Source organism: Sedimenticola hydrogenitrophicus (genome assembly GCF_029017505.1).
GTDB classification, from domain to species: Bacteria; Pseudomonadota; Gammaproteobacteria; order Chromatiales; family Chromatiaceae; genus Sedimenticola; species Sedimenticola hydrogenitrophicus_A.
The window spans coordinates 133,816-147,619 of sequence record NZ_JAQGEI010000010.1 but is presented as its reverse complement, the minus strand read 5'-3'; the positions used below and the strand labels follow the sequence as shown (position 1 = coordinate 147,619).

Genomic DNA, 13,804 nt, shown 5'->3' with positions numbered 1-13,804 from the left:
GGTGGTACAGATGTTAAGTCTGGATAAACTTGGGTGGGAATATTATTGATCCAGCAGTTAGCCTACACCGTCCGGTTGAGCATACATTTCGCACCTCAACATGGTTGTTGCAAAAATCTCAAATTATTCAAAATTGCTTGTTGCGGACTTTTCAAAAGCACATATTGTGAGAGCTCCCTGAGGAAAACAAGGAGCAACCATGAAACATGCAAAATTCTATCTCACCAGCGCACTGCTGACTTTAGCTACTGTTGCTGGTGCAAGCGAAGTCCACCAGGACAAACGCACTCCATTTGGGATGTATCTTAACTCCGTTGACGCCTACCACTCTCTGGAAAATGATCCCGCCATTCTCTTTATAGATGTGCGAACCCACGCAGAAGCGGCTTTTATTGGTCAACCCAATGGCGTCGATGCCACAATCCCGATTGCTCTGTCACCGACATTTGAGCTTTGGGACAGAAACCGAAAAACCGTCAACCTTTCCATTAACCGGAATTTTGTGTCCGAGATGGACAATCTTTTGGAGGGCAACGGCTTAATGAAAAGAGACCGGCTGATCCTGATTTCAAGAAATGGCATCCGCTCTGCAACAGCCGCAAGGATCCTATTCAAAGCCGGCTATTCGAATGTTTATTCGGTGATTGATGGGTTTGAGGGTGGCATGCTCCAGTATGGCCCAAATACTGGACAGCGCCTGGTCAATGGCTGGAAGAATAATGCGCTTCCCTGGAGCTATAACGTCAACCTGGCAGATACCATCTCCGAGTAACCCTCCATGATATTAGATTTTGAACAACTCATGTTTTCCCTACTTGTGAGTGGGATGGTTATCTTGGTTGCAAAACTGATGTACGAGACCGTCATGGAGGCTAGGCAGATGCCGGAGCGATCCGAAACCGAGGACCTGGCTATCCAGAAAAACTTAGAGAGGCTGAATAACGAGGTTGCACAGCTTCTTAAGGATGTGTCTGAAATCAATCATCGACTGAAAAAACTCGAAGAGTTGAAGACGAAGAAATTGCAGTAACAACCATCAGAAAAGTGTGCCGGTAATACGCGTCTGGCGGGAGTCAAATGAATGGAAATATTGCTCTATTTGGTTTTTATGGCCGTTGTTATGAATCTTGTGATCCGCTTTTTTATAAGGTTTCTGTTTGGCGGTTTATTTTGTGACTCGAGTGATATTGAAGAGTTGGAGGATCGCCAGCAGGAGCTTCAAGAAGAATTGGATGAGGTTCGAAGCAGATTGGATTCAGAGGGTAAATGATGAAAGAAGTTTTTGGTGGATTGTTTATAAGAGATGCGGCCGGATCACTACACGGCACATGTGACGGGGTTGTGGCTTTTCTCTTGCTTTTATGCTTCCTCGGTATTATGTCGCTGATGTTTTGCAATGACTTTCCTGACGACGGTCATGATATGCGAAGGCGGCGCCATGAAAACAGGAAACTAATTCAGTCCAGGAAACACATGCTTCAGAAAATAAAGGGCGAGCTGAACAAGCTGCCTCCAGAAGCTGAATATGATGATTTGGTGAGATCGGTTAACAAGGCTATCGGTCGGGAAATAAGTAAGAAGGAGGGGGAGAGTGGGTGATGGATTGGCTTTTTACATCGCATTACTGGCTGGCCTCCTATTTCTGGCTGGCATTGTAAAATTACTCGGTTATTTAGCGGATAAAGGCCAAGAAATGAGAAGGGAGAACATGCGTGACTGTACCCTGACCGAGATCCAAAAAGAGCACATCTTAGCTGATATCCAAGGTGAGCTATCCAGGCTTCCTGCTGGCTCAGACTTTGGAGATCTCGGGAACCTGTTCGGGATGGTTGCGGCTAAAGCTGCCAAAGAAGATTATTCGGACGATCTGGAACAGATAAAGAAGGAATTTCTTGTTGGGGCGAAGCATGGCTTCATGTTAATGGATGGGACTCACTGAGCAACGCACGCCACCCCGAAATTATCACAGCCCAGACGCTTTAGTTCTGGGCTTTTTTTCGGTGTGTGAGACATGGCATGTAGCTCCTTGACTGGTGCTATTCTGGCGGCCGTGGTGGTGGCTGGATGATTTGGCGGAGCAAGTCCGCTACCGGCCCGGCAAGGGGAACGGTTCGTCGAACGGCAAAGATATCCGTCGCGAGGTGGAATCTGAAGGAAGTCGAAAGCATAGCTCTAGCCCGATGAGCAGGATTCGCTTACGAGGCGGTTGCGGTGGGTGAGGCGACAGATATCTTTGAAGTCCGGTGTGCCTACAGAAAATCTGCCAAGCCTGGAGTGACGGTAGAGTGACACGCTCACTGGTAGTGGCCGTGTGTACCAGGAACCGCTGCAGATTTCCTTTATTGATTAGGAGAAATTGGTGATGCCGCCAGCCAAGACCACCACTTGGCTAGGTAGTGACACGTTTATTTTAGCTGGTGGGGGTGGGTATTTAGTACACAAATGAAATCGAAAATGATCGAGATTCAACTTGCGGAGATTAGAGGCTATCACCCGACACTCACCCTCATGATGAATGCGTTCCATAGCTGGTTCGGCGAATCTTTATTTGACACAGTTGACGGCATGGAGATTACCGACGATGAGCTGGGTGAGATTCTGACCGGGCGTGTGGTAGCCGTAACGCATGCAGCGGGCGGCGGATACTGGTGTGTAAGCGAGGCCTGGCTCTGTTACCTGCTGCTATGCCGTAGACAGTCCGATGCCATTCTACCCGTCTACCTACTGGATCTCGACGGGATGAATGATGCCCAGGAGTTCGAAATCATCCGTGCGCTATTTGCTGATGAGAGCAAGTGCCTCGAGCAGCTCATCTTTGGAGGGGAAGGCGGGTCTTGCTTCTAAGGTCGACCGGGAAAACGGCGGCCCAAGTGGGGCGGGTGTTGTTGCTTCTGAGGAATCGGGGTACAAAGCGGCCATGGCTGCCCATGGCGCGTGCAATTCTCGTGCAATTGTGTGTGCAATTCTCGTGCAATACGGGTGACTATCTCTGACCATGAATGACAACATTCAAGAAAGGGTAAGCCACAAAAAAGCCCGCAAGATCAATAGTCTATAGCGGGCTTTCGTTGTCTGACGGGGTCAGAATGTATGGTGCCGAGGAGAGGACTTGAACCTCCACGGGGTTGCCCCCACTAGCACCTGAAGCTAGCGTGTCTACCAATTTCACCACCTCGGCTTTTCCGGTCTGGTCGCCGTTAAATGCGCTCACATTCCAGAGGCCGCGAACTTTACAGCGACATTTAATCCTTGTCAACGGTACAATAGCATTTCAATTAAACAAAATTCAGGGAATATCCTTTGAGCAGAAGTTCAGGTAACAAAACAGTAAAAAATGCCGATCCGCATCTTGTCCGGGAGGCGAAAAAATACGCCAATCCGATACCCAGTCGAGAGTTCATCCTGCAGCACCTCGAGTCTGCCGGGGTGCCCATGGCCCAACAGGAGTTGGCCGCGCAACTCGCGCTTCAGGGCGAAGACGATCTGGAGGCGTTGCGCCGGCGGCTGAATGCCATGGAGCGCGACGGTCAGTTGGTCCGCAACCGCAACGGCGCGCTCTGCATCGTCAACAGCAAGGATCTGATCGCCGGCCGGGTGATCGGGCATCCGGATGGGTTCGGCTTTCTGCGGCCGGATGAGGGCGGCGACGACCTGTTCGTATCGCCGCGCCAGATGCGCCAGCTGCTGCACAACGACCGGGCCGTGGTCCGGGTGGTGGGGCTGGACCGGCGTGGCCGCAAGGAGGCCGCTGTGGTCGAGGTGCTGGAGCGCGGCAACCAGTTGGTGGTTGGCCGCCTCTACATGGACCGGGGCGTGGGCTTTGTGGTGCCGGACAACAAGCGGCTGCACCAGGACATCGTGATACCCGAGGACGATTTCAACGGTGCCACCCACGGCCAGATGGTGGTGGCCGAGATCGTCCAGCAGCCGAACAAGCACATGCAGCCCATCGGCCGGATCAAGGATGTGCTGGGCGAGCACATGGCTCCCGGCATGGAGACCGATGTGGCGATCTGGACCCATCAACTGCCGCTGGAGTGGCCGGAAGAGGTGCAGCAGGAGATCGTCCATCTGGGGCGCGAGGTGGAGGAGCAGTCCAAGCAGGGGCGGGTTGATCTGCGCCATCTGCCGCTGGTCACCATCGATGGTGCGGATGCACGGGATTTCGACGACGCGGTCTATTGCGAGGCCAAGCCCAAGGGGTGGCGCCTGCTGGTCTGTATCGCCGATGTCTCCAGTTATGTGCAGCCGGGCAGCGCCCTCGACCGGGAGGCGAAATCCCGTGGCAACTCGGTCTATTTCCCCGACCGGGTGATACCGATGCTCCCCGAGGTGCTCTCCAACGGCCTCTGTTCCCTCAACCCGGCGGTCGATCGCCTGTGCATGACCTGCGAGCTCTATGTCAACCAGGAAGGGGTGGTGACCCGGTCACGCTTCTATGAGGCGGTGATGCGCTCTCAGGCGCGCCTGACCTACGACCAGGTGGCGGATATGCTGATTGAGGGTGAGCCCGGGTTGTGTGCCACGCATGCCGATCTGCTCCCCCATCTGCATCAGTTGTACGCGCTGTTCCAGGTGTTGCGGGATGCCCGCAGTACCCTCGGGGCCATCGACTTCGATACCACCGAGACCCGCATCCTGTTCAATGCGGAGCACAAGGTGGAGCGGATTGTCCCGGTGCAGCGCAACGATGCCCACCGGCTGATCGAAGAGTGCATGCTGGCGGCCAATGTGGCGGCGGCGCGGTTTCTGCTGCGTAAGAAACTGCCCGCGCTGTATCGTAATCATGACGGACCGCAGGCGGAGAAACTGCTGGATCTGAAGGAGTTTCTCGGTGAGCTCGGGCTGCGGCTGCCCGGTGGCGTGAAACCGCAAACCAGTGACTATGCGGATCTCCTGTCCGAAGTGCGTGGACGCCCCGATTCGCACCTGATCCAGACCGTGCTGCTGCGCTCGCTGTCGCAGGCGGTCTACAGTGCGGAAAACCAGGGCCATTTCGGGCTCTCCTTCGCCGCCTATGCCCACTTCACCTCGCCCATCCGGCGCTACCCCGACCTGATCGTCCACCGGGCCATTCGCCATCTGCTGAAGGGCGGGACGCTGGAGGATTTCGATTATACGCAGACCGAACTGCAGGGGCTGGGTGAACACTGTTCGGCCACGGAACGGCGCGCGGACGAAGCGACCCGGGATGTCACCTCCTGGCTCAAGTGCGAATACATGATGGACAAGATCGGCGAGGAGTTTGTTGGCATCATCACCTCGGTCACCTCGTTCGGCATCTTTGTCGAGCTGGACGAGATCTATGTCGACGGCCTGGTACATATCACGGCGCTGGATAACGACTATTACCATTTTGACCCGGTCGGACACCGGCTCACCGGCGAACGCTCCGGCATGGTATACCGTCTCGGGGACCAGGTAAAAATCAAGGTGGCCGCCGTCAACCTGGATGAACGCAAGATCGACTTTATGCTGCTGGAGGCGGTGAGCGCCAAGGCGAAATCCCGACGCAGTAAAAAAGGGCCCGCGGCGCCGGCAGACGGCGGCAGGTCCCGGGAGGATTCCGGGAAAACCCGACGGAAAAAGGCCCAGGGCCCCAGCGCGGCACCGGCGGCCAAGGGCGAAAAGCCCGCCAGCGGGAAAGGGGACGAGCAAGCGCCCGGAAAGAAGCGGAGGTCCGCGCGGCGGCGTGGAAAACCGAAGGCCGAATAGCGGGTTTCGTCCCATCCGGGGTGGGCTATGGGTGTCGGCAAGGGTTCAGGCAGAGGTTGTAGATGAGTGACAGTCAGTTGGTTGCCGGGCTGCACAGTGTCAGAACGGCACTGAAGCACGGTGCGGGATCGCTATTGGAGATCTGGATCGAGGGGGCGCGTAAACAGGACCGGCGGGTCCGTGAAGTGATCGTCCTGGCCCGGGAATCCGGCGTCCCGGTCCGTTATGTAGACAGGGAACAGCTGGACGAGCTGACCGTGGGTTCCAATCATCAGGGGGTCGCGGCCCGTACTCAGGTGCCCGCCGCGCTGGATGAGAAGGCCTTGGAGGAACTGCTCGCCGGACTGGATGTCCCGCCGTTTCTGTTGATTCTCGACGGGGTGCAGGACCCACACAACCTGGGGGCCTGTCTGCGCAGCGCCGATGCAACCGGCGTCCATGCGGTGATTGCGCCCAAGGATCGCTCGGTGGGGTTGACCCCGACGGCCTGCAAGGTGGCCAGTGGCGCGGCGGAAACCGTCCCGTTCATTCAGGTGACCAATCTGGCGCGGACCCTGAAAGGGCTGCAGTCCGAGCACGGAATCTGGTTGGTGGGCACGGCGGGGGAGGCCGGGACCTCGCTCTATGAGGCCGATCTGAGGGGGCCGCTCGGTATCGTGATGGGGGGGGAGGAGAAGGGCATGCGCCGGCTGACCCGTGAATCCTGCGACCTCCTGGTGAAACTGCCGATGGCCGGTGTCGTCGAGAGCCTGAATGTGTCGGTGGCGGCGGGCATCTGCCTGTTTGAGGCGGTCAGGCAACGGGATTGAGCCGCTGCACCGCTGGTCGGCGGCTGGTCGCTGGCCCGGCAAGCTCCAGCAATTCTAAACCCGATGTAACTACTCACGGGGTGATAGGCCTACCCTGTCGGCCTCACACGATGGCTTGTCTCCTCGAATCCGGCCCCTTTTTCAGCGCCTGCCCAAACTCGCTTCGCTCAGACAAGGGCAGGCTCGATCTGAAAAAGGGGCCGGATTCGAGGCGCCACCAAGATCGGCCAACAGGGCAGGCCCATCACTTACAGACCGGGTGAGTAGTTACAACCTGATTAGCAATGAACGTCAGCTACGCGTGTCGGAGCGGACCATCAGCACCCGTCATTCCCACTACCCCCGTCATTCCCGCTGCCTCCGTCATTCCCGCGAAGGCGGGAATCCAGGGTTTGCGGGCACCTCGGGTTGCGGTTGGATTCCCGCTTCCGCGGGAATGACGGAACTTGGCTGACCTTTCATTCTAATCAGGATTCTAAATATGGCTTTCAATAGCGGTTTAGTTATTTCGATCCGGTTGATAAGGAACCACGGATGGACACGGATTTACACGGATAGGAGGTCAGGATTCTGAATCCTTGTTTATCTGTGTGAATCCGTGGTTCTCCCGGGTCCCGTTTAGAATTGCCGGGCAATCTCCCCGCTTGTTGCATGTCTCCGGTCGGCGATGTAGAATCCGCGGTTTCCTGGCGTGGAGGTATCTCCGCGCTTTACTCCTTGCCTCACCATATAGCGTGGGAGGCTCAATGATCCGAAAGGGGAAATAATGAGACACTACGAAGTTGTGTTCATGGTTCATCCGGACCAGAGCGATCAGGTTTCCGGTATGATCGAGCGTTATCGCTCACTGATCGAGACAGATGGCGGCCATATTCACCGTCTGGAAGATTGGGGACGTCGTCAGCTCGCCTATCCTATTCAAAAACTGCACAAGGCCCACTATGTGCTCATGAACATCGAGAGCAGCGCCGCTGCCCTCGAAGAGCTCGAGAGCGCGTTCCGCTACAATGACGCCGTGCTGCGCAACATGATCATCAAGTGCGACAACGCCATCACCGAGGCCTCGCCGCTGGTGAAAGCGCAGGATGATCGCGAAGACGCCAGATCCTCGGACGACTCATCTGATGATGATAGTGGCGACGAGGATGTCGACGATAATGAGGCCGCCGCATCCGCCTGACCGGGCAAGGGTTGCGGAGTTTTCCGGCCGTCCGTGAGCCGCGGCGGTCAGCTCGAATGAATTGAATAGAGAGATAGATATGTCACGCTTTTTCCGTCGCAGAAGATACTGCCGTTTTACCGCTGAAGGGATCACCGAGATCGATTACAAGGATCTCAACCTGCTGAAGGCCTATGTCAGTGAAACCGGCAAGATCGTGCCAAGCCGTATCACCGGCACCAAGGCCAAATACCAGCGTCAGCTGGCGACGGCCATTAAACGCGCCCGTTATCTGGCGCTGTTGCCGTACACCGACAGCCATTAAGGCTGTTTTTCGCCCGCCCTGTTTGCCGGTTGAACGGATGCGGGCACTGCTTGAATTGTCGGAAGGGAGTAAATGCAGGCTTTAGCATCCTTTGTGATGCGGGGTGTCCCTCAGGCGGTGATGTTGACCATCCTGTTGGCGGCCCTGTCACTGCTACTGCCGCCGACAAGTATGCTCAGCACCTCCGTCGTGGCGCTGGTCACCTTGCGGAAAGGGCCGGTATCCGGCGCCCTGATAATGGGCCTGGCCACCGCGTTCAGCGGCGTTATCGCCCTGCTGGCGCTGGGTGGGGTCAATCTGGCGGTCGGATTTCTGATCCTGATGTGGCTACCGATCTGGCTGCTGGCCGTGGTGCTCAGGTCCAGCCGGTCGCTGGCCCTCGCCATTGTGGCGGGCCTGGTGCTGGGGTTGGTGATGCTCGGTGGGCAGTTTATGCAGTCCGCCGACCCCGTTGCCGAGTGGAGTGAGATACTGACCCCGTTTGTCGCCTCGCTGGTCGATGCGCAACTGGTGGAGAGCAGTCAGCAGGCGACACTGGTCTCGTTGATGGCAAGCTGGATGCCGGGAATTGTGGCTGCGGGCTTTTTTCTGCAGCTGGCAGTCTCCCTCATGCTGGCGCGCTGGTGGCAGGCGTTGCTGTATAACCCGGGCGGATTTCGTAGCGAGTTTCATCAGCTGCGGTTGCCCCGGTGGCTGTCGATAGTGCTGCTCCTGGTTGTTCTGCTGATGTGGCTGCAGAGCGGAACCGGAGTCTCGCTGGTGGAGTATGCGCTCATCCTGGTGGTGGTGGCATGGTTCATCCAGGGACTGGCGCTGGCGCACGGGATTATCGGGAAGCTGGGTTCAAGCAGTGGTTGGTTGATTGGCCTATATCTGCTGCTGCTATTTGCCTTGCCGCATACGGTCATCGTATTGGCAACGGCTGGAATAGCAGACGCATGGTTTGATTTCAGGGCACGCCTTGGCCCCCGTGGTCCAGGAAAGGCGAGCTGAAGATTTAATACCTGTTACAGGGGAAATAACGATGGAAGTTATTCTGTTAGAGAAAGTAGACAACCTGGGTGGTCTGGGTGAGAAGGTCAATGTGAAGTCCGGTTACGGCCGTAACTTCCTGATCCCCACCGGCAAGGCCATTACCGCCACCAAGGGCAACGTGGCCGAATTCGAGGCGCGTCGGGCCGAGCTGGAGAAGCAGGCGGCAGAGGCACTGGCCGCTGCCGAGGCACGCAAGGCGAAGCTGGAAACCCTGACGGTGACCATCGAGCGCAAGGCGGGTGACGAGGGGCGTCTGTTCGGTTCAGTGGGTACCGCGGATATCGCCGAGGCTACGGTTGCCGCCGGTGGTGAGCTGGAGAAGCGCGAAGTGCGCCTGCCGGAAGGTCCGTTCCACCACACCGGCGAATTCGATGTGCAGATCCACCTGCACACCGATGTGGATGCCACGCTCAAGGTCGTGATCACGCCCGAAGTCGCCTGATCAGGCGTTCCAGGGTAAAGGCACAGCGCCGGGGTCGACACTGTCGACCCCGGCGTTATTGTTTGAGACCGCCGATTATTGCTGTAGCCGGTGTATAACTACTCACCCGGCCTGCAAGCGATTGGCCTGCCTTGTTGGCCGATCTGGATGGCACCTCGAATCCGGCCCCTTTTTCAGATTCAAGCCTGCCCTTGTTTGAGCGAAGCGAGTTTGGGCAGGCGCTGAGAAAGGGGCCGGATTCGAGGAAACAAGCCATCGTGTGAGGCCGGCAAGGCAGGCCAATCACCCCGCGAGTAGTTATGAGTAGTTACTAGCCGGTTAAAATAACCGCAGAAGAATTCCAGGCGACCGCTTTTTGCCGTATCCTTTGGCCCTATCGAAGCCAGCCTGTCAGAGAAGCATGCAGAATTCCGTTTTCCCCTCCGAAATGCCCGACGAGAGTGGCATGACCGACCAGTTGCGGGTGCCGCCGCACTCGGTGCAGGCCGAGCAGTCTGTGCTGGGCGGACTGATGCTGGATAACCAGGCCTGGGACCAGGTGGCCGACCGGGTGGTCGAGAGCGATTTTTATCGGCGTGAGCACCAGCTGATATTTCGTGCCATCGAGGTGCTGGCCGACCGGCAGCGGCCGTTCGATGTCATCACCCTCTCCGAGGAGCTTGGCCGGAACGGTAATCTGGAGAATGCCGGCGGACTCGCCTACCTGGGCAGGCTCGCCAAGGATACCCCCAGTGCCGCCAACATCCGCGCCTATGCCGATATCGTTCGCGAGCGCTCGGTGATGCGTCAGCTGATCCGCGTCGGAACGGAAATCGCCGACAGCGGGTTTCATCCCGAAGGGCGTGACAGTTCCGAGTTGCTGGATGCCGCCGAGAGCCGGGTGTTCGAGATCGCCGAGCAGGGCGCCAAGGGCAAGGGCGGATTCGTGGGGATCAAGACGCTGCTGACCCAGGCAGTGGACAAGATCGAGACCCTGTTTTCCCAGGACCAGCCGATCACCGGCCTCAGTACCGGTTTTGCAGACCTTGACAAGATGACATCCGGGCTGCAGCCGGCGGATCTGGTGATCGTGGCGGGCAGACCCTCCATGGGTAAGACCACCTTCGCCATGAATGTGGCCGAAAACGTCGCGCTGCTTAGCGGCAAGCCGGTGGCCGTCTTCAGTATGGAGATGCCGGGTGAGTCGCTGGCGATGCGTATGATGTCCTCCCTGGGGCGCATCAACCAGACCCGGGTGCGCACCGGCAAACTTGAGGATGACGAGTGGCCCCGGCTCACCTCGGCCGTGAGCATGCTGGCCGAGACCAAGTTCTATATCGATGACACCCCGGCACTGAGCCCCCTGGAGGTGCGTGCCCGCGCCCGGCGGCTGATGCGTGAGCATGGTGAACTGGGGCTGATCATGCTGGATTATCTGCAGCTGATGCAGGTGCCCGGCATGAGCGATAACCGCACCAATGAGATCTCCACCATCTCCCGCTCGCTGAAGGCCCTGGCCAAGGAGCTGAACGTACCGGTGATTGCGCTCTCCCAGCTCAACCGCAGCCTGGAGCAGCGGACCAACAAGCGTCCCATCATGTCGGACCTGCGTGAATCGGGCGCCATCGAGCAGGATGCGGACCTGGTGGTCTTCATCTACCGGGACGAGGTCTATCACGAAGACAGTCCGGACAAGGGGATCGCGGAGATTATTATCGGTAAGCAGCGAAACGGGCCGATCGGCAGCGTCCGCCTCACCTTCCTGGGCGAATACACCAAGTTTGAAAACTATGCCCACGATGTCTACGGCGACCCCGGCTACTGATGGGACCCACGGCGCGCATCGATCTTTCGGCCCTCGGGCGTAATCTGCAGCAGGCCAGGGCCTTCGCCCCGGGCAGCCGCGTCTATGCGGTGATCAAGGCGAATGCTTACGGGCACGGGATGTTGCGGGTGGCGCCCTTTCTCGCCGGCGCCGATGCCCTGGCGGTGGCCCGGGTCGACGAGGCGGTGCAACTGCGTCAGGCCGGGATCGACCGGCCGCTGCTGGTACTGGAAGGTTTCTTTGACGCCGCGGAGCTGGATGCCGCGGCGTATTACCGCCTGGAAGTGGCGGTGATGCAGCCGGAGCAGCTGGCGATTCTGCGTCAGCGGCCGTTGACTCAGCCCGTTGCCTGCTGGCTGAAAGTGGACAGCGGCATGCACCGGCTGGGTTTCCAGCCGGCGGCCGTGGCGGCGGCCTGGCAGGCACTGCGGGACAATCCGATGGTCGCTGGCGGGGTGGGCCTGATGACCCATCTCGCCTCGGCCGATGATCCCGACGACCCGGCCACCCCCGCACAGCTCTCCACCTTCCGCCAGCTTTGCCGGCAGTTTGAGGCCCCCCGTTCCATCGCCAACTCCGCCGGGATCATCGGCTGGCCCGAGGCCCATGCGGAGTGGATCCGGCCCGGCATCATGCTCTATGGCGCCTCGCCGATGCTGGGACAGAGCGGGGAACAGATCGGCCTGCGGCCGGTGATGACCTTGCAGAGCCGGCTGATCGCGGTGAATCACTTCCCCAAGGGGAGCCCGATCGGCTATGGCGGAAGCTGGGTCTGCCCGGAGGATATGCCGGTGGGGGTGGTGGCAGCCGGCTATGGCGACGGCTATCCACGGCACGCGCCAGCCGGAACCCCGCTGCTGCTGAACGGCCGGCGGGTGCCGCTGATCGGCCGCGTCTCCATGGACATGCTGAATGTCGACCTGCGCAGCCAACCGCAAGCCCGGGTGGGGGACCCGGTGGTCCTCTGGGGGCAGGGGCTACCGGCGGAGGAGGTCGCTGCTCGGGCCGGCACTATCGCCTACGAGCTGTTCTGCGGGGTGACCCAGCGGGTACGCATTGAAGAGATCAATGGACAGGGATGACGGATGGCGGGCGTAAGCGGCAGGAAAAGCGGTAAATCGATCTATATCTGCAGCGACTGCGGCGGTCAGTTTCAGAAATGGGCCGGGCAGTGTGCCGACTGCAAGGGCTGGAACACCCTGCAGGAGTCGGTCGCGCCATCCGCACCCGCGGCCGGCTCCCGCTTCGCCGGCTATGCCGGTGAGGCCAATCAGAATCTGATCCGCAATCTGGCCGATATCTCACCGGAACAGCGCAACGGCGAGGCGACCGGACTGGCGGAGCTGGACCGGGTGCTCGGCGGCGGGTTGGTGGGTGGTTCGGTGGTGCTGATCGGCGGTGACCCCGGGATCGGCAAATCGACCCTGCTGATCCAGACCATGGCACAGCTCTCGGGTCGACTCAAAACCCTCTACGTCAGCGGTGAAGAGTCGCCGGAGCAGATCAGTCTGCGGGCCCGGCGACTGGGTCTGAAGAGTGACGGAATCCGCTTGCTGGCCGAGACCGGGGTCGAGCGGGTCATCGCCCTGGCGCGCCAGGAGGGGCCGGCGGTGATGGTGGTGGACTCGATCCAGACCCTGTATACCGAGCAGTTGCAATCCGCCCCCGGCTCGGTCGCCCAGGTGAGGGAGTCCGCGGCCCAGCTTGTCCGCTTCGCCAAACAGAGCGGCACCACGGTGTTCCTGGTGGGTCATGTCACCAAGGAGGGGGCGCTGGCCGGCCCCCGGGTGCTGGAGCACATGGTGGATACGGTGCTCTATTTCGAGGGCGAGTCCGGCAGCCAGTTCCGCCTTATCCGCACCATCAAAAACCGCTTTGGTGCGGTCAATGAGTTGGGCGTGTTCGCCATGACCGACCGCGGGTTGCGCGAGGTGAACAACCCCTCCGCCATCTTTCTATCGCGTCATGGAGAGGCCGTCCCCGGCAGCGTGATCCTGGTGACCCGGGAGGGGAGTCGGCCGCTGCTGGTGGAGGTTCAGGCGCTGGTGGACGAGAGCCCGCTGGCCAATCCGCGCCGCGTCACCCTGGGGCTGGAGCAGAATCGACTCTCCATGCTGCTGGCGGTGCTGCATCGCCATACCGGTATCGCCATGTTCGACCAGGATGTCTATGTCAACGTGGTCGGTGGGGTGCGGATCACGGAAACCGCCTCCGACCTGCCGCTGCTGCTGTCGGTGCTCTCCAGCTTTCGCGGCCGCGTGCTGCCCCGGGAACTGGTGGCGTTCGGCGAGGTGGGGCTGGCGGGCGAAATACGTCCCGTGCCGAACGGGGTGGAGCGGCTGCGCGAGGCGGCCAAGCACGGATTCAGGCGAGCCATCGTGCCGCGCGCCAATGCGCCGAAAAAAGCCATCGAGGGGATCGATATCTCTGCCGTTGATCGGCTGGCGGATGTGCTGGATCTCTTCTGAAGGGAGTATTACACCATTGTTCTGAATTCGCGCCGGGAGATGGCGAC

The 13,804-nt window shown here is 59.2% G+C and carries 15 protein-coding genes and 1 tRNA gene; 15 read left to right on the top strand and 1 reads right to left on the bottom strand.

What is annotated here, in order from left to right:
- Window positions 1-199 precede the first annotated feature (199 nt).
- The 6 genes from O9K64_RS08430 (at window position 200) to O9K64_RS08405 (ending at window position 2,844) form a co-directional block, all read left to right on the top strand.
- Window positions 200-772 carry a rhodanese-like domain-containing protein gene (locus O9K64_RS08430; protein WP_275097632.1) on the top strand — a complete coding sequence of 191 codons (573 nt, stop codon included), beginning with the start codon at window positions 200-202 and terminating at the stop codon, window positions 770-772.
- Window positions 773-835: 63 nt separating this feature from the next.
- Window positions 836-1,030: a hypothetical protein gene (locus O9K64_RS08425; RefSeq protein ID WP_275097631.1), complete on the top strand. Its 195-nt coding sequence runs from the start codon at window positions 836-838 to the stop codon at window positions 1,028-1,030.
- Between the two features lie 51 nt (window positions 1,031-1,081).
- Complete coding sequence (locus O9K64_RS08420; protein WP_275097630.1) at window positions 1,082-1,270, top strand: hypothetical protein; 189 nt, start codon at window positions 1,082-1,084, stop codon at window positions 1,268-1,270.
- A complete protein-coding gene (locus O9K64_RS08415) occupies window positions 1,267-1,599 on the top strand; it encodes a hypothetical protein (protein WP_275097629.1) in 333 nt (110 codons plus the stop codon). Before O9K64_RS08420 ends, O9K64_RS08415 begins: the two co-directional genes overlap by 4 nt.
- The gene (locus O9K64_RS08410; RefSeq protein WP_275097628.1) at window positions 1,592-1,939 is read left to right on the top strand and encodes a hypothetical protein; all 348 of its coding nucleotides are present in this window, start codon (window positions 1,592-1,594) and stop codon (window positions 1,937-1,939) included. The genes O9K64_RS08415 and O9K64_RS08410 overlap by 8 nt, the downstream gene beginning before the upstream one ends.
- A gap of 515 nt (window positions 1,940-2,454) precedes the next feature.
- On the top strand, window positions 2,455-2,844 hold the full coding sequence (locus O9K64_RS08405; protein ID WP_275097627.1) for a hypothetical protein: 390 nt from the start codon (window positions 2,455-2,457) through the stop codon (window positions 2,842-2,844).
- A gap of 247 nt (window positions 2,845-3,091) precedes the next feature.
- On the opposite strand, the gene O9K64_RS08400 is transcribed toward O9K64_RS08405, so the two are convergent.
- Window positions 3,092-3,178: transfer RNA gene (locus O9K64_RS08400), tRNA-Leu, on the bottom strand.
- Window positions 3,179-3,300: 122 nt separating this feature from the next.
- Here O9K64_RS08400 and rnr point away from each other — a divergent pair.
- From rnr to radA, 9 genes are all read left to right on the top strand, one after another.
- On the top strand, window positions 3,301-5,715 hold the full coding sequence (gene rnr, locus O9K64_RS08395; RefSeq protein WP_275097626.1) for a ribonuclease R: 2,415 nt from the start codon (window positions 3,301-3,303) through the stop codon (window positions 5,713-5,715).
- A 62-nt stretch (window positions 5,716-5,777) separates the two neighbouring features.
- Entirely contained in the window at window positions 5,778-6,524 is a 747-nt protein-coding gene (gene rlmB, locus O9K64_RS08390) for a 23S rRNA (guanosine(2251)-2'-O)-methyltransferase RlmB (protein WP_275097625.1), read from the top strand.
- Between the two features lie 766 nt (window positions 6,525-7,290).
- Window positions 7,291-7,704 (top strand): 30S ribosomal protein S6, encoded by a 414-nt coding sequence (gene rpsF, locus O9K64_RS08385; protein ID WP_275097624.1) that lies wholly within the window; start codon window positions 7,291-7,293, stop codon window positions 7,702-7,704.
- A 79-nt stretch (window positions 7,705-7,783) separates the two neighbouring features.
- Window positions 7,784-8,008, top strand: a complete 225-nt coding sequence (gene rpsR, locus O9K64_RS08380) for a 30S ribosomal protein S18 (protein WP_029133745.1) — start codon at window positions 7,784-7,786, stop codon at window positions 8,006-8,008.
- 72 nt (window positions 8,009-8,080) lie between these two features.
- Complete coding sequence (locus tag O9K64_RS08375; protein WP_275097623.1) at window positions 8,081-9,001, top strand: DUF2232 domain-containing protein; 921 nt, start codon at window positions 8,081-8,083, stop codon at window positions 8,999-9,001.
- Window positions 9,002-9,032: 31 nt separating this feature from the next.
- The gene (rplI, locus tag O9K64_RS08370) at window positions 9,033-9,485 is read left to right on the top strand and encodes a 50S ribosomal protein L9 (RefSeq protein ID WP_275097622.1); all 453 of its coding nucleotides are present in this window, start codon (window positions 9,033-9,035) and stop codon (window positions 9,483-9,485) included.
- Window positions 9,486-9,930: 445 nt separating this feature from the next.
- A complete protein-coding gene (dnaB, locus tag O9K64_RS08365; RefSeq protein WP_335342257.1) occupies window positions 9,931-11,289 on the top strand; it encodes a replicative DNA helicase in 1,359 nt (452 codons plus the stop codon).
- Complete coding sequence (gene alr, locus O9K64_RS08360) at window positions 11,289-12,371, top strand: alanine racemase (protein WP_420493162.1); 1,083 nt, start codon at window positions 11,289-11,291, stop codon at window positions 12,369-12,371. The genes dnaB and alr overlap by 1 nt, the downstream gene beginning before the upstream one ends.
- 3 nt (window positions 12,372-12,374) lie before the next feature.
- A complete protein-coding gene (gene radA, locus O9K64_RS08355; RefSeq protein WP_275097620.1) occupies window positions 12,375-13,757 on the top strand; it encodes a DNA repair protein RadA in 1,383 nt (460 codons plus the stop codon).
- The last annotated feature ends 47 nt before the right edge of the window (window positions 13,758-13,804 follow it).

What these genes read in the sequence shown, in the direction of transcription:
- O9K64_RS08430 (WP_275097632.1), top strand. Translation starts at nt 200, where the DNA reads ATGAAACATGCAAAATTCTATCTCACCAGCGCACTGCTGACTTTAGCT.
- O9K64_RS08420 (WP_275097630.1), top strand. Translation starts at nt 1,082, where the DNA reads ATGGAAATATTGCTCTATTTGGTTTTTATGGCCGTTGTTATGAATCTT.
- O9K64_RS08415 (WP_275097629.1), top strand. Translation starts at nt 1,267, where the DNA reads ATGATGAAAGAAGTTTTTGGTGGATTGTTTATAAGAGATGCGGCCGGA.
- O9K64_RS08405 (WP_275097627.1), top strand. Translation starts at nt 2,455, where the DNA reads ATGATCGAGATTCAACTTGCGGAGATTAGAGGCTATCACCCGACACTC.
- rlmB (WP_275097625.1), top strand. Translation starts at nt 5,778, where the DNA reads ATGAGTGACAGTCAGTTGGTTGCCGGGCTGCACAGTGTCAGAACGGCA.
- rpsF (WP_275097624.1), top strand. Translation starts at nt 7,291, where the DNA reads ATGAGACACTACGAAGTTGTGTTCATGGTTCATCCGGACCAGAGCGAT.
- rpsR (WP_029133745.1), top strand. Translation starts at nt 7,784, where the DNA reads ATGTCACGCTTTTTCCGTCGCAGAAGATACTGCCGTTTTACCGCTGAA.
- O9K64_RS08375 (WP_275097623.1), top strand. Translation starts at nt 8,081, where the DNA reads ATGCAGGCTTTAGCATCCTTTGTGATGCGGGGTGTCCCTCAGGCGGTG.
- rplI (WP_275097622.1), top strand. Translation starts at nt 9,033, where the DNA reads ATGGAAGTTATTCTGTTAGAGAAAGTAGACAACCTGGGTGGTCTGGGT.
- dnaB (WP_335342257.1), top strand. Translation starts at nt 9,931, where the DNA reads ATGACCGACCAGTTGCGGGTGCCGCCGCACTCGGTGCAGGCCGAGCAG.
- alr (WP_420493162.1), top strand. Translation starts at nt 11,289, where the DNA reads ATGGGACCCACGGCGCGCATCGATCTTTCGGCCCTCGGGCGTAATCTG.
- radA (WP_275097620.1), top strand. Translation starts at nt 12,375, where the DNA reads ATGGCGGGCGTAAGCGGCAGGAAAAGCGGTAAATCGATCTATATCTGC.